20 protein-coding genes and 1 pseudogene are annotated in these 23,364 nt (G+C 66.1%); 6 read left to right on the forward strand and 15 right to left on the reverse strand.

Going from position 1 to position 23,364, the window contains the following annotated elements:
- Positions 1 to 32: 32 nt before the first annotated feature.
- The 4 genes from ACFTWF_RS36725 to ACFTWF_RS36740 form a co-directional block, all read right to left on the reverse strand.
- Positions 33 to 1,463 (reverse strand): aromatic amino acid lyase, encoded by a 1,431-nt coding sequence (locus ACFTWF_RS36725; RefSeq protein WP_378465989.1) that lies wholly within the window; start codon positions 1,461 to 1,463, stop codon positions 33 to 35.
- Between the two features lie 71 nt (positions 1,464 to 1,534).
- Complete coding sequence (locus ACFTWF_RS36730) at positions 1,535 to 2,911, reverse strand: MFS transporter (RefSeq protein ID WP_378465990.1); 1,377 nt, start codon at positions 2,909 to 2,911, stop codon at positions 1,535 to 1,537.
- Between the two features lie 219 nt (positions 2,912 to 3,130).
- The gene (locus ACFTWF_RS36735) at positions 3,131 to 4,309 is read right to left on the reverse strand and encodes a PucR family transcriptional regulator (RefSeq protein ID WP_378465991.1); all 1,179 of its coding nucleotides are present in this window, start codon (positions 4,307 to 4,309) and stop codon (positions 3,131 to 3,133) included.
- 108 nt (positions 4,310 to 4,417) lie between these two features.
- A complete protein-coding gene (locus tag ACFTWF_RS36740; protein WP_378465992.1) occupies positions 4,418 to 4,567 on the reverse strand; it encodes a hypothetical protein in 150 nt (49 codons plus the stop codon).
- 311 nt (positions 4,568 to 4,878) lie between these two features.
- Here ACFTWF_RS36740 and ACFTWF_RS36745 point away from each other — a divergent pair, with 311 nt between their 5' ends.
- On the forward strand, positions 4,879 to 5,901 hold the full coding sequence (locus tag ACFTWF_RS36745; RefSeq protein WP_378466022.1) for a LacI family DNA-binding transcriptional regulator: 1,023 nt from the start codon (positions 4,879 to 4,881) through the stop codon (positions 5,899 to 5,901).
- Here ACFTWF_RS36745 and ACFTWF_RS36750 read toward each other — a convergent pair.
- Positions 5,859 to 6,866, reverse strand: coding sequence for a LacI family DNA-binding transcriptional regulator (locus ACFTWF_RS36750; protein ID WP_378466023.1), 1,008 nt, complete (start codon positions 6,864 to 6,866; stop codon positions 5,859 to 5,861). The genes ACFTWF_RS36745 and ACFTWF_RS36750 overlap by 43 nt on opposite strands.
- Positions 6,867 to 7,097: 231 nt before the next feature.
- Here ACFTWF_RS36750 and ACFTWF_RS36755 point away from each other — a divergent pair, with 231 nt between their 5' ends.
- Both ACFTWF_RS36755 and ACFTWF_RS36760 read left to right on the forward strand, forming a co-directional pair.
- Complete coding sequence (locus ACFTWF_RS36755) at positions 7,098 to 8,096, forward strand: sugar phosphate isomerase/epimerase family protein (RefSeq protein WP_378465993.1); 999 nt, start codon at positions 7,098 to 7,100, stop codon at positions 8,094 to 8,096.
- 57 nt (positions 8,097 to 8,153) lie between these two features.
- Positions 8,154 to 8,954: an SDR family NAD(P)-dependent oxidoreductase gene (locus tag ACFTWF_RS36760; RefSeq protein ID WP_378465994.1), complete on the forward strand. Its 801-nt coding sequence runs from the start codon at positions 8,154 to 8,156 to the stop codon at positions 8,952 to 8,954.
- A 46-nt stretch (positions 8,955 to 9,000) separates the two neighbouring features.
- On the opposite strand, the gene ACFTWF_RS36765 is transcribed toward ACFTWF_RS36760, so the two are convergent.
- The 6 genes and pseudogenes from ACFTWF_RS36765 to ACFTWF_RS36790 form a co-directional block, all read right to left on the reverse strand.
- Entirely contained in the window at positions 9,001 to 9,807 is an 807-nt protein-coding gene (locus ACFTWF_RS36765) for an HpcH/HpaI aldolase/citrate lyase family protein (protein ID WP_378465995.1), read from the reverse strand.
- Positions 9,808 to 9,895: 88 nt separating this feature from the next.
- A complete protein-coding gene (locus ACFTWF_RS36770; RefSeq protein ID WP_378465996.1) occupies positions 9,896 to 10,393 on the reverse strand; it encodes a flavin reductase family protein in 498 nt (165 codons plus the stop codon).
- Between the two features lie 206 nt (positions 10,394 to 10,599).
- Positions 10,600 to 10,920 carry a WhiB family transcriptional regulator gene (locus ACFTWF_RS36775; RefSeq protein ID WP_378465997.1) on the reverse strand — a complete coding sequence of 107 codons (321 nt, stop codon included), beginning with the start codon at positions 10,918 to 10,920 and terminating at the stop codon, positions 10,600 to 10,602.
- A 357-nt stretch (positions 10,921 to 11,277) separates the two neighbouring features.
- A pseudogene (locus tag ACFTWF_RS36780) lies at positions 11,278 to 11,841 on the reverse strand (hypothetical protein); the annotation flags it as partial.
- Entirely contained in the window at positions 11,768 to 14,146 is a 2,379-nt protein-coding gene (locus tag ACFTWF_RS36785) for an FdhF/YdeP family oxidoreductase (protein WP_378465998.1), read from the reverse strand. The pseudogene ACFTWF_RS36780 and the gene ACFTWF_RS36785, both read right to left, overlap by 74 nt.
- Positions 14,147 to 14,271: 125 nt before the next feature.
- Positions 14,272 to 15,453: a mandelate racemase/muconate lactonizing enzyme family protein gene (locus tag ACFTWF_RS36790; protein ID WP_378465999.1), complete on the reverse strand. Its 1,182-nt coding sequence runs from the start codon at positions 15,451 to 15,453 to the stop codon at positions 14,272 to 14,274.
- Positions 15,454 to 15,612: 159 nt separating this feature from the next.
- Here ACFTWF_RS36790 and ACFTWF_RS36795 point away from each other — a divergent pair, with 159 nt between their 5' ends.
- The gene (locus tag ACFTWF_RS36795; protein ID WP_378466000.1) at positions 15,613 to 16,896 is read left to right on the forward strand and encodes a PucR family transcriptional regulator; all 1,284 of its coding nucleotides are present in this window, start codon (positions 15,613 to 15,615) and stop codon (positions 16,894 to 16,896) included.
- A 55-nt stretch (positions 16,897 to 16,951) separates the two neighbouring features.
- Here the strand turns inward: ACFTWF_RS36795 and ACFTWF_RS36800 are convergent, their stop codons facing one another.
- From ACFTWF_RS36800 to ACFTWF_RS36815, 4 genes are all read right to left on the reverse strand, one after another.
- Entirely contained in the window at positions 16,952 to 17,707 is a 756-nt protein-coding gene (locus ACFTWF_RS36800; protein ID WP_378466001.1) for an IclR family transcriptional regulator, read from the reverse strand.
- Positions 17,708 to 17,903: 196 nt separating this feature from the next.
- Positions 17,904 to 19,142 carry an MFS transporter gene (locus ACFTWF_RS36805; RefSeq protein WP_378466024.1) on the reverse strand — a complete coding sequence of 413 codons (1,239 nt, stop codon included), beginning with the start codon at positions 19,140 to 19,142 and terminating at the stop codon, positions 17,904 to 17,906.
- 373 nt (positions 19,143 to 19,515) lie between these two features.
- Positions 19,516 to 19,896, reverse strand: coding sequence for a WhiB family transcriptional regulator (locus tag ACFTWF_RS36810; RefSeq protein WP_378466002.1), 381 nt, complete (start codon positions 19,894 to 19,896; stop codon positions 19,516 to 19,518).
- A gap of 133 nt (positions 19,897 to 20,029) precedes the next feature.
- The gene (locus ACFTWF_RS36815) at positions 20,030 to 20,443 is read right to left on the reverse strand and encodes a RidA family protein (protein WP_378466003.1); all 414 of its coding nucleotides are present in this window, start codon (positions 20,441 to 20,443) and stop codon (positions 20,030 to 20,032) included.
- A 455-nt stretch (positions 20,444 to 20,898) separates the two neighbouring features.
- Here ACFTWF_RS36815 and ACFTWF_RS36820 point away from each other — a divergent pair, with 455 nt between their 5' ends.
- Positions 20,899 to 22,188 carry an SRPBCC family protein gene (locus ACFTWF_RS36820; protein ID WP_378466004.1) on the forward strand — a complete coding sequence of 430 codons (1,290 nt, stop codon included), beginning with the start codon at positions 20,899 to 20,901 and terminating at the stop codon, positions 22,186 to 22,188.
- Positions 22,185 to 23,315 (forward strand): FAD-binding oxidoreductase, encoded by a 1,131-nt coding sequence (locus ACFTWF_RS36825; protein WP_378466005.1) that lies wholly within the window; start codon positions 22,185 to 22,187, stop codon positions 23,313 to 23,315. Before ACFTWF_RS36820 ends, ACFTWF_RS36825 begins: the two co-directional genes overlap by 4 nt.
- Positions 23,316 to 23,364 lie beyond the last annotated feature (49 nt).

A 23,364-nucleotide genomic window follows, 5' to 3' on the forward strand; every position in this document is an offset into this window, starting at 1 on the left:
GATCTCCTTCGTGATGATTCGATGAAATAGGTTCAGGTGATGGCTAATTCGGCGATGGGTGCCGACGAGTCCTGTCGAGGCTCGCCGAGCACGTCAACCACCGACGCGAGCTGCGCGCCGAAGTCGACCGGCGGGCTTCCGACGGGGAATCGCTCTAGGATCTGCCGGCTGAGCGCGGTGAGCCGGTGTGGCACCGTCTGCCCCTTGCGGGCCAGTGTGTGGCTGGACACGGCGGCGAGTACGGCGAGGGTGTTGTCGAGGGCGGCACCGGCGTCCTGCGCCTTCCGCCACGCAAGCAGGTCGGGTGTCCCCGTGTCCGTCTGACCTGCTCCACCGAGCCCGATCAGTGACGTCGTGGCGGCAGCGCGCGCCTCCTCAGCCCACCCGGCTGCCGTCATGTACAGCAAGCTGACCTGGGATTCGGGTTCGGAAGCGACAAGCCCCCGGGGATCCTCGACGATGCGATTGACCTGGGCGGTGACCAACTGGGACACGTCGGCCCACGTGCGAGCGAGGGAATCGAGACTCGGGGCGACGAGGGGGTTGTGGTAGCCGCCGTTCGACAGGATCGCACCGAGGGGTGGGTGGATTGCCGGGCCGACGAAAATGGGATTGTTCGACGACGCCGAGAGGGCGATTTCGGCGCATTCTTCGGCGGCGGCCTGCGCCCGCCGTGCCCACCCGATGACGCGCGGGCCACTCCGGAAGGACACCGGCGCCTGGTAGGGGAGTTCGGACGAGCCGTCATCGGTCTCGATGAGCCGGCGGATGTTGTGTACGGCCTCGGCCTGATGTTCGTCGCGCCAGGCGGCCTCGAGTTCGGGGGCGTAGTGAGCGGCTGGTGCATTGATCGCGACCGCCGCGAGCGCCATCACGTTCTCCATGACGGTGATTCGATGCCGTCCGGCCAGTGCGGCGTCGCTCAGAGCCGCCGCAGCGACCGGGGAACCATTGATCAGCGCCATTCCCTCGCCGATCTCCAGGGTTCCGTCGAAGTGGTTCCGGAACAGGTGTCCGAGGGGGACGATGTCGCCGGGTTCACCGTTTCCGCGCGCGGGGACCGGTGGCAGCTCCGCTTCGAGCAGGGCGAGTAGCCGGTGTACTGTCTCCACGCGCAGGCACGCAGTTCCGTTCAGCACGTCGGCGAGCCGGGCCAGGACGATGGCACGGACGACGCGGTCAGGCAGCCGCGGGCCGACCGTGGCGGGTGTCGACGGCAGTCGAGTCGCGAACTCTGCTCGGCCATCTTCGCCGAGAACGGATTTCGCGCCGACATGGTGTCGGGTGGTGATTCCGTAGAGATGACGATCCGCATTCTGTTCGACGAAGTCGACGAACTCATGTCGACGGGACCGGATGGCACTGAGTGCGCGATCACCGATGCTGCACTGTTCGCCCATCCAGGCCACCCGAGCGACGTTGTCGAGGGTGAGGTCGTCGCTACTGTCGATGACAACGGTCATGAAAATCCTCCGTGTGTAGTGGGCTGTCGATGGCGACGGTCCGGCCGGTCGAACGGCCACGTCGAATGGGGCTACGGCTGAGCCACGAACGATGAGTTGCTGTCCGGACTTTCGGGGATCAACTGTCCTGGCGCGTCGGCGGCCGCCTGGGCGAGGGTCAGGCCCGCGGTTTCCGGTGCCCAGGCGATGCTGATGAGGAAACCGACACCGGCCACCACACCGGTGATCAGCGTGACCCCGTGCGCCCCGAATCGATCGATCCCCATCGGCAGCAGGAGCGTGCCGATCGCTGCCCCGATCCTGCTGAAGGACACGCAGATTCCGGTCGCCGAAGCGCGGATGCTGGTCGGGAACAGTTCGCTCGGATAGACGGTGTCGAGTGCGGCCATTGCCGACGAGATGAGTGCGAACAGTGCGAAGAGGGCGATGACATAGCCCGCGGGGGCGCTCTGCCACAGTCCGATCGCCAGCGTCGATCCGGTCAGAAGTGCGAAGGAGATGAGGGTGTAGAGACGTCGACCGATCCTGCCGATGGTGACGATGCCGACGACGCCGCCGATCAGTAGGAAGAGGTTGACACTGGTGGTCTGCCAGAAGCCGGATTCGATGTCGAGTGAGTCGAGGATCGTGGGGAGGAAGGTGAAGACCGCGAAATAGGGAACCACCTGGCAGAACCAGAATAGGCACGCGAACGCCAGACGCTGGAGGTGCTGTTGCGCGAATACGTCGCGCAGCGAACCGTGCGATTCCGTTTCCTCCTCTTCGGCGAGGTCGGCGAGGGTTGCGTTCGGGGAGACATGCTTTCGCAGAATCGCAAGGCCTTCCTCGGCCCGGCCGTTCCGGGCGAGCCAGCGCGGGGACTCGGGGGTGTTGCGCCGCAGAATGAGCAGAACGAGCGCGGGGACTGCGCTGGTCGCCAGGATCCAGCGCCAGGCGTCGTCACCACCGACTTCGGCCAGCGCTGTTCCGACGACAATCGCGAGGACGTATCCCACCGTCCACATCGCCGGCCCCACGGCGAGCAGGGTGGCGCGGTACTTCCGTGGTGAGAACTCGGCCACCAAAGTCGTGGCGATCGTGTAGTCGGCCCCTACCGCGATCCCCAGCAGGACTCGGAGGACGAGCAACATGACGGCGTCGGTGACCGCGATCTGGGCGAGGGAGAGAACGACGAAGAGCGCGAGGTCGATGACGAACATGCGCCGGCGGCCGATCCTGTCGGTAACCCAGCCGAACAACAAGCTCCCCAGAAACACGCCGATCAGTGCGGAGGCACCGATCAATCCGCTCATCAAGGGCCCGATGGGGTGAGACTGCGCGAAGAGGGGGAGTGCGGGCACGACTGCGCCGAGAATGTACCCATCGCAGAGATGTCCGCCATTTCCGTAGAGCGTCGTTTTCAGATGGAACCGCGATAGTTTCGCGTCATCGAGAGCGTGTGTGGCCACGGTGGGCTCCTTCGGGAAAGTGGCTGTGTACGTCGAGATCGCGGACGTAGTCGGCGGGCCTTGCGTGGAGGGGCGCCGGTGACGTTCTCGACTGTGATTCGGAACACTACGGACGACGTATCGGAGCGTCTTCCGTCTGCGTTCGAGTAACGGTGAGCCCCATTCCTCACATTGTCGAAAGCGGCAGGTAAGCGTGCGAAACTGACGGTTCAGTACACGTCAGGCGTTACGGATCAGCATCGCCAATCTGAGGGCGAGCTCGAGTCCGGCCCGGCGTTCGCCCTGTGCCCAGCCTTCGCCGAGGAGTTGCTGCGCACGGTCCAGCCGGTAGTAGAGGGTGGTGCGGTGGACCGAGAGCCGGCCGGCCGCGCGGCGTGTGTCACCGCCGCAATCGAAGTAGGCGTCCAAACTCTCGCGAATGAGTGAGTTGTCTGCGTCGAGCAGGCGAGATGCGCCCGGAAAGAGAATCTCCAGGGTCTCCATTGTCCACGGCAGTCCATAGAACACGACGTCGGCTCCGAGTTCGTTCCAGCTCAGCTGCTCGACGTTGCGAGCGTGGGCAACGGTCGCCGCATAGCGGGAGTGCATTCCGGACAGGCGCAGCTCATCGAGAGTCGAAGCGGTCTGTCCCGCGCCGGTTGCGAGCAGTGTCCATCCGCGTCGCCGAGCCGCCTGCGCAAGAGCGTGGCGGAACGAGCGAAGGCGGTCACCGAGAAGGTCTGCACCGACAATCAGGTGGATGGTGTCCTCGCCGTGGCCCAGGAGAGAATGGCCCAGCGGCCGGGCATACGCCACTTCCTGTGCGGCGGCGCGCACCGCCCGGGCATTCAGTGGTTCGCCGTCGGCGTCGATCGCTGCCAGCCTCGTGGTGAGCACCACCGCGGGATCGGTAAAGCGAAGGAGGGGTTCATCGGCGAGAAGCTCGGCCGGCGGTGTGGTTTCGCGAGGCGGGTCCAGCAGTACACTCACGAGTTGTGCCTCGCGGTCGAGCACCGTGGTGGTCGACTGAGACTGTTGGTGGAGCACTTCTGCGATCGCCGAGGCGGTGCCAGCCGCTGCGGTGATGTCGGCATCTGTCAGCGGTGGACTGTCGATCAGCCACAGATATCCCTGAAGTTCCCCGCGGGCCCGCATCGGAATGCACACCCGCGGCAACGTCTGCAGCGCCGGGTTCGAGGGAAACCGAACGGGCCCGGTCGCGTGTGCAATATCGAGCGAGAATGCGTACTCGAATACCTCCGGGGATGAGTGCCGCTGCAGGATGGACCGGACCCGGACATCGTCGAGATCACCGTGCTGCTCGGTCAACGCGAGCGGCTTCAGGCCACAGTCGTCGACTTCGATCGAGCGGTTCAACTGATCCGCGAGACCGTCCGCGTACTGCTGGACATCGTTCATCCGTCACCTACCGGCCGTCATCCCACGCGCCTCACCCATTTGGGATCGAGGGTAGTCAGGAGGTGGCGCGAGCCCGAAAACGGCTGAGCGCCAGATCGGTTTCTACTGTCAGCCGGCAGCGGTGCGGCGGGTGGGCCTGCGGTCGTCGGCGAACATCGCCTCGATCCTCGACTTGATCTCCGCGGTGCTCATGGTGCCGCCGCGCCGGGACGTCTGCGGTCCGGTGGGAGTCGTCGGGGTGATCGAGGTTGTCGCCACGGTCCTGCTTTCGTCGATGTTGATATGTGTGCCTCACGGTCACGCTTGTGATCTGGTTCACATCGTGGCCGACTATGTTGTACACCACAACTACGGTCTCGTGCCACTCCGTCCGACGGCGACGGCCGTCGACCCCGGCTGGACGGGTGGGATTCGACGTGGCAGGGGTGTTGCTTAAGCGCTTAATCAGTACGATGAGGCGGATCGACTGGTGCTGGTGACAGCATGGCCGGTGAACAGAGGAAGGGGTTGCCGTGAACAGTGCTGGTTCCACCCGTGCGACGGGCACGGCGCGCGCACGCAAACCCACGATGGACGACGTTGCCGCCCGTGCCGGAGTTTCCCGCACTCTGGTCTCGTTCGTGCTGCGCGGCAAGCCCGGGGCAGGAGAGCAGACCCGTCTGCGCGTGCTGGAAGTCGCCGCGGAACTCGGATACAAGCCCGACAGCGCGGCGCAACTGCTGGCCCGCGGCCGGAGCCGAACGCTCGGGGTGCTGCTCGACGTTCAGCAGCCGTTTCAGGCCGACCTGGTCACGCGGATCTACCCGGCTGCGAAAGCGGCCGGGTACGACGTGTTGTTGTCGGTGAGCGCGCCGGGACGCGACGAGGTCGAGGCGATCGAGTCCATGCTCAGTCACCGCTGTGAGGGCCTGATTCTCCTCGGCCCGAACTCGGGCCGGGAATACCTGGAAGAGCTGGAAGATCGCGCAGTCGTGGTGGTAGTGGGAAAACCGATGCCGCCGAGTGCATTCGACGCGGTGCGCAGCGCGGACGCCAGCGGAATCCGGCAATCGGTCGATCACCTCGCCGGCCTCGGGCACCGCGCCATCCATCACATCGGTGGAGGTTCGGCACCGGGTGCGGACGCTCGACGCGACGCCTACGTTGCGGCGATGCGCGATCACGGCCTGGCCGAGTTCATCCGTGTGATCCCCGGCTCTCACGACGAGGCTGCGGGAGTGGCGGCGGGACGGCTGATGCTCGAGGAAGGCACGCTGCCCACCGCGGTCCTGGCAGGCAACGATCGGTGTGCGCTGGGGCTGATGGACTCGCTGGACCGAGCGGGCGTCGATATCCCTCGGGACGTGTCGGTCGTCGGGTATGACGACAGCGAGATCGCGCATCTGTCGCGCATCGATCTGACCACGGTCCGTCAGGACGTCGATCAGCTCGCCGAGAACGCGGTCGCGTTCGCGGTGAAGCGTCTCGAGGACGACGACGCAGTCGCTGCCGAGGTCATCGTAGAACCGCGGTTGATCGTGCGGGGGAGCACCGGACCCGCCCGGTCCGTTCAGCGTGAGCGCTCGATGCGGCGACGCGTCTTCTCGCGCTGAGCTGCGGGGCCGGTGGTGGAGCGCAAGCTCAGGCGTGGGCGCAGGATGACCGAGGCCGGCCTGGTGCGGCCGCCGTCGAGTCGTTCCAGTACGGACGAGACCGCGCGGCGGGCTTGTTCTCGCGGATCCTGGCTCACCGACGTCAATGCGATATGTGTCAGCTGTGCGAGCGGGGAGTTGTCGTATCCCGTGATCGACATGTCGGCCGGCACGTCGATCCCGGCCTTCTGCATCGCGTCCAGCAGTCCGATCGCGCAGCGGTCGTTGACGCATACGACGGCCGACGGTAGGTCGTCACGCTCGAGCAGCCCCGGCGCGGTGCTCGAACCCGCCATCTCGGTGAACCCGCTGACGACGACCTGCGGATCCAGCCCGTGGCGGATCATCGCCCGGCGGTAACCGGATGCCCGGTCGGCTCCGATGGCCCCGGTGCCCGAGGCGTGGACGATGTCGGTGTGTCCCAGGGTGACAAGGTGATTCACGAGCATCGCGACCCCTCGTCCGTCGGCAGTCCGAACCACGTCGACGGTCGACCCCGGCAAACGACGACCGACGCTCACCACCGGCGCCCGTTCGTCGATCGTGTGCAGCGTGGCGGAGTCGAGTTGCGGGCCGAGCAGGACGAGCGCTTCGCATTGGAACTCGAGCAGCATGTCGACGGCCTGGGCTTGTGTGCGTGTGGCTGTCACGGGCCCGAGCACCACCTCGTATCCGGCTCGTTCCGCGTCGTCGACGAGGAAGTCGACCAACTCGGTGTGAAACGAGTTCCGGATTTCCGCCATGACGCCGATCAGCTTCGTGCGGCGCAGGGACAGGAGTGCGGCCGCGCGGTTGGGGCGGTAACCCAGTTCGTCGGCAACCTCCATCACCTTTTCCCGGGTGGCGGCGCTGGGGCCGGCGATGTCGCGGAAGATCATCGACACCAGTGCCTTCGAAACGCCGACGCGATCGGCGATGTCCTGCATCGTCGCACGCCGCGGGATGTTCTCGTCGATGCCGACCTCCTCGTTCGTCCAGCTCCGGCGCCCTGATTTCCGCGAGGTCTTGACCGCGGGGTGTGAGTTGACCGATAGTGGGTCACTAAAGCGCTTAAGTAGACCGATCAAACCACGTCCGCGGCGTGGACGCGAGGGGCTACGGCGCTCGGTGACGAAGATCGATCGGTTCCAGGCCGTTCACGACGAAAGAAGTAGCTGATGAAGCTCGGTGTCTACAACGCAATCCTGCACGACAAGCCGCTGCCCGAGGCGCTCGCGACCATCGCGTCCCTCGGCCTGGAAGGCATCGAGATCAATTCGGGCGGTTTTCTGCCGCCCGTGCACATCCCGGTGGCAGATCTGTTGTCCGGCACAGTCACTCCTGCCGAGTACCTCGCGGTGTTCGAGGGAACGGGCGTGTCGATCGCGGGCTTGAACTGCAACGGCAACCCGCTGCATCCCGATCCGGAGGTCGGCCCGGAAGACGCCGACGATCTGCGTAACTCCATCAAGGTCGCCGGCCTGCTCGGCATCGACCGGGTCGTCACCATGTCGGGTCTGCCCGCCGCCCATGCCGGCGGACAGTGGCCGGCCTGGCACGTCAACACCTGGGATTCGGGCTACCTCGACTCGCAGGACTACCAGTGGGACGAGGTCGCGGTCCCGTTTTGGACGGAGATCGACGCCCTCGCCCGCGAGAACGGCGTCAAGGTCGCCATCGAGATGCACCCCCAGAACCTCGTCTTCAACCCGCCGACGCTCGAGCGTCTCGTCGACAAGATCGGTGCCACCAACGTCGGTGCCGAGATGGACCCGTCACACCTGTTCTGGCAAGGCATCGACCCCGTCAAGGCGATCGAGTGGCTGGGACCGCTGGTCTACCACGCGGCCGCGAAAGACACTCGCATCAACGAGAACTGCGAGATCTACGGCGTGCTCGACGACCGGTTCACCCGCATTCCCGCGGACGAGAACCCCACCAGCCTCGGCGGCAGGCACGTGGTCAACAAGTGGCCCGAGGACTCGGCGTGGGACTTCGTCGCCGTCGGCAACGGGCACGACGTGGAGTTCTGGTCCCGTTTCCTCGCCGCCCTGCACAAGGTCGATCCCGACATGGCCGTCAACATCGAGCACGAGGACACCGCATACAGCGCACTCGAAGGACTGCAGATCGCAGCCGACACCCTGCTGGCCGCGAGGAAATCGGCCGGTATCTGACGCCTGGACCGCCCATCACACGAGATAGATCCGGCACCGAGGAAAGAGGATTCGACGATGACCATTGGCTGGGCCACCTACCCGTACGGCGGCCGGGTCGTGGTGGTGACCGGGGCCGGATCCGGCATCGGCCGGGCGATCGCCGTGGCCTTCCTCGAGCAGGGAGCGACGGTGTGTGTGCTGGGTCGGTCGGCGGATGCTCTAGGTGACACGATCGCGCGGTTCCCTGCCGAACGTACTTGTGCGGTTCCGGCCGACGTCACGGTGCAGGCGGACGTCGACAGCGCCGTGTGGTCGATACTCGACCGCTTCGGCCGGATCGACGTCGTGGTGAACAACGCGGGGTCGAGTGAGCCGAGTGTGATCGACGACTTCGATCACCGTGCCTGGGACCGTATGCGATCGGTCAACCTAGACGGTCTCATTCACGTTGCGCGCGCGACGGTTCCGGCGCTGGCCGCCAGCCGGGGAAACCTGATTGCGATCTCTTCGATCGCGGGGCTCGGTGGCGACTGGGGCCAGTTCGCGTACAACGCCACGAAGGGCGGCGTCAACACCATGGTGCAGAGTCTGGCGTTGGATCTCGGCGACCGGGGGATCCGGGTCAATGCCATCGCCCCCGGTTTCATCGCGACCCAGCAGACCCGGTCCCGCCTCGACGACACCGAATTCTCGCATGCCTTGATGAACCGGGTGCCGGCGAACCGGGCGGGCGTACCGGAAGACGTTGCGCGACTGGCGTTGTACCTCGCCGGTCCGGATGCAGGCTATATCACCGGTGCGATCATCCCCGTCGACGGTGGCACCACAGCGTCGTCGGGAACCCCACGCCCGCTGCGGGCAATCGGATACCGCTAGCGATAGGGCCATCCGCCGTGGCCAGGTGGCGCATCGGTCCTGAAGCTCAGCTCACGCCGAGCGGGTCCGCGAGTCGCGTGGCAGCGGCAACCGCAGTGCGAGCTGCCACGGCAAGCAGGCCGGTGTCCGATGCGGTCGGCATGAAGCGGTAGCCGAGGTCGGCCATCTTCTCGGCCAGCCCGAGTTCTCCGGCATAGATGCCCGGCACGACACCGGCTGCGGTGCACCGGCGTGCGATATCGGCCAAGATCCCGTCCTCACCGCCGCTGGTGAGTTTCTCGAGGGTCGTGCCCAGGCTCAGTGCCAGGTCGTACGGCCCGACGAAGATGCCGTCCGGACCGGTGGCGAGGATCTTGTCGAGGTTGGCCAGGCCGTCGACCGTCTCGATCATCAGGATGCACAACGTGTCCTCCTGCGGGCGGCCGGGAATCTGCTTCGCATACCGGGGGCTGCGCCGGGTGGGTCCGTAGCTGCGCTTGCCGCGCGGAGGAAAGCGGCACGCGGCGGTCAGGGACGTCGCCGTCGCTGCGTCCTCGACGGTGGGGAAGATGATGCCTCCGGCTCCCGCGTCGAGGACCCGCCCGATGGTTCCCATGTCGTGGCCGGGTACGCGGACGATCGACGGAACGGAGAACACGTGTGCAGCCTCGATGAGGGGCTGCAGTTCGGATACTTCCGGCCCGCCGTGCTGACCGTCGATGCAGACCCAGTCGAAGGACTCGGCGGCCAAGATGTCGATGACAGCCGGGTCGCGGAAGCTGACCCAGGCACCGGGATGGATGCGGCCGTCGTCGAGCGTCAGGAGCGGGGTGTGCAGACCGCTGCTTCGGTTGCTTTCACCATAAATCTTCATATGTTTCCTTCGGGATGGTCGAACGCTGTTCCTGGGCCTCGATTCCTGCTGCGCGGCAGTAATTCTCACATGCAGGAGACCTTGTGGTTCAGGCGGCGGTGAGTTCCCGGATGCCGCCGAGTCTGCCCTTGTGGAAGACGAGGGGCTCGCCGTGGCCGGTGTCCATCTGCAGGACCCGGGCGATGACGATGACATGGTCGCCGCCGTCGAGTTCGTGGGTGATGTCGCAGTCGATGAACGCGTGCGCCCCGGTGATCCGGGGGGACCCGGCGTCGGACAGGGACCAGTCGAGGTCGGCGAACTTGTTCGGCTGCTTGCCGGAGAGGGCGCGGCACACCGGTTCCTGGCCGGCGGCGAGCACGCTCGCGCACAACCGGCCGGCGGCGCGGACCTTCGGCCAGGAGGTGGAGGTGTGCGCAACACTGAAGCTGACCAGCGGCGGATCCAGGGACAGCGACTGGAAGGTGCCGACCACCAGCCCGCACGGAAACTCCGCGCCCGCCGTGATGCCGGACAGCGCGACCACCCCCGTCGGCAGATGGCCCATCACGCTGCGGTACTGCGCCTGATCGATGGTGCTGAGCATGGTGGCTCCTATTCGGGTCATACGCTGGCGCGGAACGGGGAGGGACGGAACGATTCGTCATACGTTCATATATTGAACGCTACGTTCAAACTGAATATCAGTATTGCGTTCTGGATCACACCCTGTCAAGGGGAGTCGGCACGAACCCACACGCAAGGGCGCCTTCGGGATGCTCTTCTCGCGGGCCTATCGCCGCGCAACGATCTTCATGTTGGTTTTGGTAGCCCTCGAGGCCTGTGCGCCGGCGGCCGCTGCCGAGCGAGGCGGGCCCGCTCCGTCTCGGACATACCGCCCCAGATTCCGTAGCGCTCTGCGGCGGTGATGGCGTGGGTTCGGCATTCGACGAGTACCGGGCAGTGCCGGCAGATCTGTTTGGCGTGCCGCTCGCGTCGGGTGCGGACGGTCCTACGCTCACGGTCGTCGGGGGCGAAGAACATGTCGAGGTCGATGTCGCGACACGATCCGTGAACCCGCCAGTCCCAGCGGGTGGGGGCGGGACGATCGGATGGTAGTTCGGTTGTGGTCATGGATTTCTCGGATCGACGTTGTTGTTGTGCCCACGGCTGCCGCTGGTGATCAGCGGGATGCTGTCGGGCGAGTTCGCCATTCCCCGTGTGCAATTGGACAGCGGGACGAGGCGTCAATTGGTGGTGGTGGACACGTCGAACTCGATGGTGCCGAACTTTCGTATTCGCCGACCCGGTGCCCGCCCGGTCGCCGCCTGCGATGGCGTTCGACTTCGATTCGCTCGACCTCGAAGGCGGAGTCCGCGTCGAGTGTGGGCCACGTCGTCGTGGGTGCGGCGATGGGCATGCATGCGTCGAGGTGTCATCTCCCATCTCCGTTCAATAAGTGAATATAAGATTCATTTATTGAACATAACTCTAAAAGCCGAATGGGTGGGCGTCAATACCGCACTTCTCGGAGATGTTCGCCGATCCGATGCGTCCGGTGTCGCACGCAGGCACAGCGTCGATGCCGTGTCCCGCCGACTTGCCCCACATCGCTCCACGCCATAGCTACGCCAGTTCCTCGTCCCCGGCCCCGGCCCCGGACCGCAGCGCTCCGCGCAGGTCGATCTCGGCGTCGCTGAACAGACACGATCGCACGGTGCCCTCCGCGGTGAGGCGGGTGCGATCACAGTCGGCGCAGAACGACCGCGTCACCGACGCGATGATCCCCACCGTCGCCGGGCCACCGTTCACCTGCCACCGCTCCGCCGGCTCCGACGGGTCTTCCCGCTCGACCTCCGCAGGGTCGAAACGTTCCCCAGCACCGCCGGCAACCGGTCCGCGGACACCATGTTCTCCCGCGCCCGGCGCCGCCTCCGCGCAGCCGGCGACGATCCGCCCGAGATCCGCACGCATCAGCGGTTCACCGCCGGTGAACAGCACCTCCCGCACCCCGAGGCGATGCACCGCGATGTGGGCGAGACGCGCGATCTCGTCCGGGGTACGCCTCGAGCCGGATGGTGACGGCCTTGGAGACGGGGGTGTTGGACTCACGTGCCACATGGTCCAGGGGGATCAGGGGGTTGGTTTCGGGGTAGTAGGCGGCGACGTTGCCGACCGGCGTCGGATACGGGACGAGCCGGAAGTCGCCGGCCCGACGCTCCTCGATGCTGCCGTCGGGGCGGGACCATTCGGAGATCAGGTCGACGCGGTCGCCCGCGGTGTATCCGAAGGTGTGCAGGTCGTCGTCACTGATGAACAGCACGCGCCGACCACCTTTGACGCCGCGGTAGCGGTCGTCGAGCCCGTAGATGGTGGTGTTGTACTGGTCGTGGCTGCGCAGGGTCTGCAGGATCAGCCGGCCCGGGGGTACCGGCACCCATTCGAGGTCGTTGACGACGAAGTTGGCCTTTCCGGTGCCGGTGACGAATCGGCGTTCGTCGCGCGGTGGGTGCGGGAGAACGAATCCGTCGGGCTGCCGTACCCGGGTGTTGAAGTCCGCGAAGTCGGGGAGCACCCGGGCGATGGAGTCGCGGATCCGGTCGTAGTCGTCGGCGAACACCGACCACGGCACCGAATGGTCCGTCCCGAACAATGACTGGGCGAGTTCGCATACGATCGCGACCTCGCTGCGCAGGTGCTTGCTCGTCGGGGTGAGTCCGCCGCGGGACAGGTGCACCACCGACATCGAATCTTCGACGGACACCAATTGTTTGCGGCCGTCGCGGATGTCCTTGTCGGTGCGACCGAGGGACGGGAGGATGATTCCGGTGCTGCCGTGGACGAGGTGACTGCGGTTGAGTTTCGTCGAGACCTGCACGGTGAGGGCGCAGTTGCGCAGCGCGGCGGACGTGACGTCGGTGTCCGGGGTGGCGGACAGGAAATTTCCGCCCATCGCCATGAACACCGACGCGGTGCCGTCCCGCATGGCGCGGATCGAGTCGACCGCGTCGAGACCGTGTTTGCGGGGGCTGGTGATGCCGAACTCGTTGTCGAGTGCCTGGAGGAAGGACTCGGGCATCTTCTCCCAGATGCCCATGGTGCGGTCGCCCTGGACGTTCGAGTGTCCGCGGACCGGGCAGACACCGGCGCCGGGTTTGCCGATCATGCCGCGCATGAGCAGCAGCGACACCGCGTCCTCGATGGTGGCGACGCCGTGCGTGTGCTGCGTCAGGCCCATCGCCCAGCAGATGATCGTGGACCGGGAGGCGATCAGCGCGGCGGCGGTCTGCTGGATCTGCTCGATCGACAATCCCGTTGCCTCTACGACGGTGGCCAGGTCCACCGTGCGGATGCGCTCGGCCCAGGGCGCGAAGCCGGCGGTGCAGGTGTCCAGGAATTCACGGTCGAGGACGGTGCCGGGGTGGCGGTCTTCCTCGTCGAGGAGCAGCTTGGCCAGGCCCTGGAAGAGGGCCTGATCACCGCCGAGACGGATCTGGAGAAAGTCGTCGGCGATCTGTGCCCCGTCGCCGACGACACCGTGGACCTTCTGCGGGTCCTTGAACCGCAGCAGTCCGGCCTCCGGAAGGGGATTGACGGCGATCACTCTGGCGCCGTTCGCTTTCGCCTTCTCCAGGACCGAGAGCATGCGGGGGTGGTTGGTGCCGGGATTCTGTCCGGCGATCAGGATCAGGTCGGCGTGTTCGAGGTCGGTGACCGAGACCGATCCCTTGCCGATCCCGATGGTCGCCGTCAGTGCGCTGCCGGAGGATTCGTGGCACATGTTCGAGCAGTCCGGCATGTTGTTGGTGCCGAACGCTCGGATCATCAACTGGTAGACGAACGCGGCCTCGTTGGACGTGCGGCCGGAGGTGTAGAACACGGCCTCGTCGGGGTGGGGGAGGGCGCGCAGGTGGTCGGCGATCACCGTGTAGGCGTCGTCCCATCCGATCGGCTCGTAGTGGTCGCTGCCGGGGCGGATGATCATCGGGTGAGTCAGCCGGCCCTGCTGTCCGAGCCAGTAGTCGGTTTCCCCCAGGAGCGACGAGACCGAATGGACGGCAAAGAATTCCGGCGTCACCGTGCGCGTGGTCGCCTCTTCGGCAACGGCCTTGGCGCCGTTCTCACAGAACTCCGCCGCCTTGCGGTGTCCGGGGGTCTCCGGCCACGCACAGCCCGGGCAGTCGAACCCGTGTCGCTGGTTCAGCCGCAGGAAGGTGCGGGCGGTGCGCACCGCACCCATCTGCTCGACGCCACGTCGGAGCGACACGAGTACCGCCGGAACGCCTGCGGCGTAGGTCTTGTGGTGAGTGACCTGCACGTCGTTCTCGTCGAAGACATGCTTGTCGGATCGTGTCGTCATGCGCTGCGTCGAACCAATCGATCGGTCGGCGAGACGACACTCACCGAGGAGGAAACCGTTCCCGCGTCCCGGACGCGGGTCTGGATGGGCCCGTACCGGCCGGACCCGTCCAGCCGCCGGGTATGTCAGTAGCGGGGCAGGCGGTTGAAGAGTCCCTGCTTACCGCGGCTGATCGACACGCTCGCGCCTTCGTCGAGGTACATCTGGTGCAGCTTCTGCAGAGCCGCGGGGTCGATGGTGACTCCGAGGCCGGGGCCTTCCGGAACCGCCACCACGTTGTTGTGGGGCTTCAGCACGTTCTCGGCGACGACGTCGAACGGCGCCAGTCGTCCGAGCGACTGGTGGGGCAGACGCATCGAGGGCAGGGCGGCGCTCAGGTGCAGGTAGGCGGCGGTCATGATGCCCGCGTCTCCGGAGTACGCCCAGAAGTCCCGTCCCATCACGTCGCACGCCGAGGCGAAGCGCATCGTCTCGCGGATCCCGCCGAGGCTGGCGAAGTTCGCGACGAACGCGTCGGGAGCACCGAGTTCCACCGCCCGCGGCAGGTTGATCTCGTGGGTGGAGAAGGGAATCCAGGTTTGCTCGCGCAGGCGCGCCATGTTCTCGTAGCCGAGCACCGGGTCCTCGATGTTGCAGATCTGCAGGTCCTCGAGTTCCCGGACGATCGACCGTGCCGTCGACAGTGACCACCCGTAGTTGGCGTCGATCCGGATCTGCACATCGGCGCCCAGGGCCTCACGCAGCGCGGTGAGCATGGCGACGTCTTCTCGCGCAGAGAGGCAGCCGACCTTGCCTTCGAAGATGGTCGAGCCGTGCGTTTCCTTCATCTCCAGGCAGTAGTCGACGAGGGCGGCGGTCGAGTTCAGCACGGGTTCGTCATCGGGCCCGACGCGGTATCCGAAGAATTCGGTGAACTGGATGTCGCGACGAACCGCGCCGCCGAGCAGTTGGTACAGGGGGACGCCGAGCGCCTTCGCTTTGATGTCCCACAGAGCGATCTCGATACCGCCGTACGCGCGGGCGAGGCCGGCGTCCATGAAGTTCAGGCCCGACCGCAGTTCCGGCATCGCGGTCTGTTCGGTGGTCGCGATGTCGAACGGGTCGAGTCCTTCCAGCACCGGAGCGAGATCCGACTCGATCAGCGCGGCATAGGCCGACGACGGTGACTCGCCCAGACCCACGATGCCTTCGTCGGTGGTCACCTCGATGATCGTCTTCGAGTACCCGTGCGCGTTGCCGACGCTCCATACGTATCCCGGGGAGAGTGGCACGTTGATCGGTGTTGCCTTGATGGATGTGATCTTCACTGGAGTTCTCTCTTCTGTTGCGCGTCGATGCACGGCTGGTGATAGAAGAGTGCCGGAGGCCGGGGGCCGACCACATCCTCACGGGCGAGGACAGAATCCCTCATTCATTCGACGCCGTGAGAATGCGCGGGGGTGACCGCGGTCACTACGATTCGGAGGATGATGAGTCCGAAGGAATTGGCGTCCTCGCGCGGGGGTGGCACCGGACAGAACGACGAGTTACAGGAACTGGTCGAGGCGTGGTCGCACCGGATCGGACGGTCGGTGGCGATCGACGACATGAACGTCCGCATGCTTGCCGTCAGCGCGCACTTCGGCGACGAAGACCCCGCGCGCGTGACGGCCGTGATGAAACGCGGCCTCGACACACCCGCGGTCGAGCATCTGCGCAGGCACGGCGTCACCGAGCTCGACAGCCCGGCCTGGGTGCCGGGTAACGAGGACCTGGGTCTGTACCCCCGGTTCATCGTCCCGATCCGTCACCACGGTGTGCCCCTCGGGTTTCTGGCGCTCGTCGACCGGGATCAGAACCTCAGCCAGGAAGCCATGGACCAGGGCGTCGAAGCCGCTCGCGATGCGGGGGTGGTGCTCTACCGGCGGCTGGTGCTGCGTGAACGCGTGCACAACCAGTTCGAGGCGATCATGCGCGATCTGTTCTCCGCGGACGAGGCCGCGCGACTGCGGGCGGCGCAGGAGATCCACGACGAGGAATTCGTCACCCGCAGCGGTTCCGTCGCCGTCCTCGTCGTGCGCCTCAACGAGGCACCGACCCATCAGGGCATCGACCGCGACGGTCTCTACAGTGCGATCGAGCGGTGCGTGCGCGCCGAGCCGCGAGGGACCACGTTGTTCGTCCTTCGTGGCCGCCAGATCGCGGTGCTGTTGGCCGGTCTCGCGCCGGACAGCCGCTTGCCGGGGCAGCTCGCCTCCCGGCTGCTCGCCGCAACGGACAGCTCACTCGGCTCCGAGGCGCACTGCACCATCGGGGTCGGCCGGCCGGTGGCGAGCATCGCGCACAGCCACAAGAGCTACACCGAAGCCTGCCTCGCCGCACACGCCTGCAGCATGCTGTCCACGTTGCCCCGGATCAGCACCTGGGAGGACCTCGGTGTCTACGCCACACTGATGAGCCTGCCCGTCGGCGACCTCAGCGCCCGGATGATTCCGGACTCGGTACGGCGACTGCAACAACACAAGGACGCCGAGAATCTCCTGGAAACGGCCGAGGTCTTTCTCGACTGCGCGGGCGATTCGCGGATCACCTCGGAGCGGCTGTACATCCATCGCTCGTCGCTCTATGCCCGGCTGGCTCGCATCGAGAAGACCGCCGGCGTCGATCTCGGTGACGGCCGCGACCGGCTCAGCCTGCATCTCGGCATCAAACTGGCCCGCTTGCTGGAAGCCTATCGACTCGACGACCCCGGCCCCGTCGGCACGGCCTGACCCGTCGGCTCGCCGCGTCCGCGCAGCACCGGCCCCGCCACCACGTGGCCGGGGCCTACGCGCGTTTGGACCAGCCGAATTTCCAGGAGATGCGCTCGGCGGTCTCACGGAGGGCGTCACGGAGGTCCGGGAGGACTTCGGCGGTGACCCGGAACGTGGGTCCGGTGAGATTCAACGAGGCGATGATCTCGCCGTCGAGCCGGCGGATCGGTGCTCCCAGCGCCACCACACCGATCTCGTTCTCTTCGAAACAATACGAGACATCCTCGGCGCGAATGGCTTCCAGTTGCGCGTCGAGTACCGCACGATCGGTGACGGTGTGATCGGTGTACCGGACCAGAGGGTCGGGAAGGAGACGGTCACGTTCGGTGGGAGGAAGGTACGCCAGAAGCAGCTTTCCTGCCGCGGTCGCGTGGATCGGTGCCCGGCGGCCGATCCAATCGATGCTGGCGATGGTGGACGACCCGCCGGTGACCTGGTCGAGGGTCATCACATCGGAACCGTCCAGAATCGCGACGTTGACGGTTTCACCGACCCGATCGGCGAGTTCGACGGAGTACGGGCGGCACACGGCAGCAGTGTCCGGTTGCCGGACCGCACCGGCGGCCAGCATCCCGGCGGTGAATCCGAGCCGGTACTCACCACGGTCCTCGTTCTGTTCGACCAGGCCCCGTGATTCGAGGGTGGCGAGCAGACGAAAGACGGTCGTCTTGTTCAGACCCAACTCACCGGCGATCGCCGTGACACCCGACGACCGCTTCCGCGCAATGACCTCGAGGATCGATATCGCCCGGTCGACGGACTGCACCACACCTTCTCGTGCACCTTCTGACCTGCTCACAGCGACACTGTAACCGGGCGTGGAGCGTCAGCGCTTGCAGGCGTGTCGAAATCCGCGACACCTGATCGGAACTGACGCCGACCGTCGACCGAAACGGCCGGCGGCCCCGGGAACCGACGTTCCCGGGGCCGTGCGCCCGCCGTGAGGGAGGGCATCGCATGTTCGGTCAGTGCGTGAATTCGGCGGCGGTCTCGGTCAGGCTCTTCCCCCTGGTTTCGGGGGCCAGCCACTGCGACACTGCTGCCCCGACTGCGGCGATGCCGGCGGCGACCAGCAGGGTCACCGTGGTGCCGAGGTTGCTCATGGACCACGGCAGCAGGAAGGTGCCGAGGGCCGCCCCGATCCGGCTGACGGCGGCCGCGAAGCCGGTGCCGATCCCGCGCACCTCGGTCGGGAAGACCTCGGACGGGTAGATGCTCGTGAGCGTGCCGCACATCGCGGAGAGGAACGAGAAGGCGAGGAAGAGCACCAGCACGATGAGCGGCGGCGCACCCACCCACAGGCCGATCGCCGCGAGGACCCCGGCGCACAGCCACTGCGGCGGCACCGTCAGCACACGCCGACCGACCTTGTCGATCAACAGGACCGTGAGCACCACCGAGGCGACGGCGAGCCCGGAGAGCGCGACTCCGCCGGTCAGGCCCCCGCTCAGACCGTACTTGTCCAGCACGCTGTCGGCGAAGGTGGCGATCGCAAAGTACGGGGTGACCGCGCAGAACCAGAACACCGATATGAACAGCGTGGCCCGTCGGTGCTGAGTGAACAGGCTCCCGAAGGTGCCCTTGCGGACGTCCTCGTGTTCGAGATCCGCCATGTCGTCGACGTTCTCCATGTACCGGTGCGCGACGTCGAGGGCCTCATCCTTGCGGCCTTGGCTCCACAACCAGCGCGGCGACTCGGGCAGACCGATCCGGCCGACGAACAGGACCCCTGCGATCAGGGTGCTCGTGCCCAGGATGACCTCCCAGCTCAGATTCGTCGACTCGTTCAGCACGTGGCCGATGAGAAACGCGACCATGAAACCGACGTACCAGGCGATCAGCGTCACGCCCATCAGCCGGCCGCGCAGCCGTGCCGGTGCGAATTCGGAGAGCAATGGCCAGCCCACCGAGTACTCGACGCCGATCGCGACACCCATCAGCAGTCGCACCACGAACAGTTGCCAGGCGGAGTCGACGAAGAACTGGAGGGCGGAGGCGGCCAGGAACACACCCATATCCGCCAGGAACAGCGGCTTGCGTCCGAACTTGTCGCCTGCCCACCCGCCGAGCGGCGAGCCGACCAGGATGCCGATCAGCGCGCCCGCGGCGATCATGCCCTCCCACAATGTGGAGAGGCCCAGGTCGGCGGACATCGTGCCGGTCACCGGACCGATGATCCCGAGGATGTAGCCGTCGAGGAACATCCCACCGGTGAGGACGGCGAGCAGTCTCCACTTGAAGCGGCGCTTGAACGCCGCGGACGTCTTACCCTGATCGGCGGCCGGATTGGTGATCGATGGCACCGATGACCCCTCATCCGTTGTGATGTTTTTCAATGGAACGTCCTTCACTGGTTGCGATCTCGGATGGTGGTCCGGTCGAAGTGCGGCAGGGTTCTAGTGTGATCCGGGTTACAGCCCGAGGGCATCCGACGGTATGAGGAAAACCAGCCCTGTTTGTGCTCACGCTGGAGGTTGAGCGGCCGCGGGTTCGATGCGCACCTCCTCCTCGAGGGCGTGTCGGACTCGTGTCGAAAGGTGTTGTCGTGCACTGTCGAAGCCTGGGTACGCTGATTCGTCATCCGGCTGCGCAGTCGACGGATTCGGTGGACCTCCGCATGCTGGGGGAGCGGTACTGCCCGGTGATCCGCAGCGGCCGGCGCTCGGTGCGCTCGGGTTCGGGCTGGTGCGCGAAGGCACGGCGGTCCGCTTCGGAGGTGCCGCCCCAGACGCCGAAGGGTTCGCTGGTCGACAGTGCGAATTCTCGGCACTTCGCCCGAACGGGGCAGTCGTCGCAGATTTCTTTCGCTGCGCGTTCACGGCGGATTCGTGCGGGTTTGCTCTCGTTGTCCCGGGCGAAGAACACGTCGGTGTCCAGGTAGCGGCACAGCGCTTCGAGCTGCCAGTCCCATTGGCCGGTGCAGGGCCTCGGGACCTGAAGCAGCGGCCGTCGGGTCATGGTCCGTCCCTCCTCTTCGTCGTCAAAAAGAAGCCGCCCCCGCGGTGAACCGGCGCGGAGGCGGCAGTTTCGAGTGCCGGTGACAGCGGTAGCTGTTGTGGTCGAACAGGTTTCCGGCAATTGGTCGAACGGTCTAGTCGCCGGGGTGCGTGGTGAGTGCGGCGATCACCGACAGTTCGATCAGCGCGTTGTCGGCGAGGATCGCGGCGGCGACGGTGGTCCGGGCAGGCGGGTCGACGGGGAAGACTTTTCGCCACGTCGCGTGGTACTCGTCGAAGTCGGCCGGGTTGTTCAGATAGCCGGTCACGTACCGCACATCCTGCAGTGTCAGGTTGTGGGAGGCGAGGAGTTGCTCGACCTGCCGGTAGGCGGCCTCGGTCTGTGAGACGACGGTCGAGGCGGGACCGCGGTCCGGCTCCGGGGCGATCTGGCCCGACAGGTAGAGCAGTTCGCCGGTCCGGGTCGCGGCTGCGAAGGCGGTCATCGAACCGCCCGTGACGATGCCGTCGCGCTCGGTCGTGGCATTCAGAATGTGCATGTCATGCATGGTGTTCTCTCCAGTGCGGTGGGCCGGGATGTTCAGGATTGCGGGTTGGGTTCCAGGGTGATCTGGATGACAGCCCGAACGCATCCGCCTGTGTGAGGAAAGATCGGTCCTCCCGTCCGCATGCGGGCGGACGGGAGGGTCGATCCGGGCGCGTGCCCCGCGATGTGGTGCGACTCCGACCGCAGCCGGTGCAAAAGAGTGCTTGACACCACACCCCGGCGTGAATCAGAATTGTTTCATATCGCGACACTGTTTCACGATACGAAACAACCGCGATGAACCGAATACCGGAATGGCTGTGACAGCAATCGCGTGTGACAGCCCGAATCGGTGCGAGACCCCACATCCCGAAGAGGCACGGAAGCTATTGGCATGCAGATCGATTCAGTTCTCTGTCAGTTCCGAGCCTGGTCATCCGGACTCCAGCCCACACCGTCGACACCCTTGGAGATGCCATGAGTGCCCCCACCCAGCCACAGTTCGACCCCGACCTCGCTCGCGAGGAAGCCGCGGGCGATCCGCGCCAGCTCGTAGAACGTCGGGAAGTGGGTATGAGCCTGGAGGCGCCCTTCTACACCAGTCAGGAGTACTACGACCTCGACATCGACGCGATCTTCGCCAAGTCCTGGATCTTCGTCGCCAACGAGGCGGAGATCCCCGACGCCGGCGACTACGTGACGGTCACCGTCGGTCGCTACTCCATCATCGTCACCCGTGACGACGACGAGAACGTGCGGGCCTACCACAATGTGTGCCGTCACCGCGGCGCCCGGATCATCAACGACGAGCGCGGGTCCGTCGGTCGTATCGTCTGCGGGTACCACCAGTGGACCTACGGAATGGACGGCAAGCTCGTCTTCGCCGACTCGCAGGCGCCGGACTTCGATCCGAGCTGCTTCTCCCTGCGCGGCGTCCACGCGCGCAGCGTCGGCGGTCTCATCTTCATCTGCATCAGCAACGACACCCCGCCGGACTTCGACGACTTCGCCGCGACCGTCGAGCCGTACCTGGCACCGCACCGCCTGCGGGAGGCGAAGGTGGCCAAGCAGATCGACCTGATCGAGCACGGCAACTGGAAGCTCACGGTCGAGAACAACCGGGAGTGCTACCACTGCGGTGGTCATCCCGAGCTGCTGTCCTCGTATTTCCCCGTCTACGGCTTCGACCTCGACGACCTGCCGCCCCGCCTGGTGCCGGCCCGCGACCGCTATGTCACGGCGATGGCGGAGCTGGTGGACAAGTGCGAGACGCTGTCCCTGCCGTACGCCGAGATCGAGGAACTCGACACCCGGCCCACCGGATTCCGGATCGACCGGGTGCCGCTCGAGAAGGCGGGTGAGTCCTTCACCCCCGACGGCACAGCTGCCTCGAAGAGGCTCATGGCGGACTTCCCGTCGCCGAAGTTGGGGCGGTTGGGATTCCACGTTCAGCCGAATGCCTGGTTCCACTTCATGGCCGACCACGCCATCACGTTCAGCGCGATCCCGATCGCCCCGGACCAGACCCTGGTACGTACCACCTGGCTGGTTCACCCGGATGCCGTCGAAGGCGTGGACTACGACATCGACAACCTCACCTCGGTGTGGCGTGCCACCAATGAACAGGACGCCGGATTCGTCGAGCGCGCCCATCAGGGCCTGCTCAGCCCGGCCTACATCCCCGGCCCCTACAGCCCCTCCGAGTACCAGGTCGAGGCCTTCATCAACTGGTACATCGGCCGACTCCGGAAGCACCTCGCAGAATGACCATCGTGCAGGAATCACCCACCCAACTCGTCGCCTGGGGCGCGCGCCCCGCCTGGGACGACGAGACAGACACCATTCTCGTGTGCCGGCGGCGCCACGCCGTCACCCACGACGTGACCACCTTCGTCTTCGAGGCCCTCGCGCCGCGGCGGTTCGACTACGAACCCGGTCAGTTCATCACCATCGGCGTGGAGATCGAGGGAACGCTGATCGAGCGTTGCTACACGATCTCCTCCTCACCCACCAGGCCGTTCACGATCTCGATCACGGTCAAACGGGTGCCCGGTGGCGTCGTGTCGAATTGGCTGCACGACAATCTGCAGCCGGGTCAGAGCATCAACGCCCGCGGCCCGCTGGGACAGTTCACCTGCGCCGACTACCCGGCCGACAAGTATCTGTTCCTCTCCGGCGGCAGCGGTATCACACCGGTGATGTCGATGCTCCGGACCCTGCACGATCTCTCCCAGGACACCGATGTGGTGTTCGTGCACAGTGCCCGCACGCCCATCGACATCGTCTTCCGCCGGGAGCTCGCGGACATCGCGGCGGCGTCGCCGTCCGTGCAGGTCGCGCACGTCTGCGAGACCGATGCGCCCACCGAGGCGTGGGAGGGTCACCGGGGCCGGCTCACCGTCGAGACGCTGACGCAGATCTGCCCGGACTTCCGCGATCGGGAAGTGTTCGTGTGCGGGCCGGGACCCTACATGGCCGCGGTCAAGTCGCTGCTGTCGAACGCCGGCTTCGACATGGACCGGCACCACCAGGAAAGCTTCGTCCTCGACGAGTTGCTCTCCGACTCCGAGGCCGTCGACGCCGGCGATGCCGACGTGATCCTCGCCGGCGGCGACGACAGCGAGACCGACACCGGCTTCGACGTCGAATTCACCAAGAGCAACACGACGATCCGCTGCGCCACGGGGACGCCGGTGCTCGACGCCGCGACCAAGGCGGGACTGAACATGCCGTCCTCCTGCGGTCAGGGCCTGTGCGGGACCTGCAAGGTCACACTGGTCTCCGGAGAGGTCGACATGCAGCACAACGGCGGTATCCGTCCGAAGGAGATCGCCCAGAACAAGATCCTCCTGTGCTGCTCCACGCCGCGCACCCCGCTCGTCGTCGACGCTTGATCGCCGGCGAGGACACGTCAGACCACATCGCAACCCCGACCTCAGTGAC

Origin of the sequence: Rhodococcus sp. NPDC056960 (genome assembly GCF_042674125.1) — a bacterium.
In the GTDB taxonomy this organism is placed as follows: domain Bacteria; phylum Actinomycetota; class Actinomycetes; order Mycobacteriales; family Mycobacteriaceae; genus Rhodococcus_F.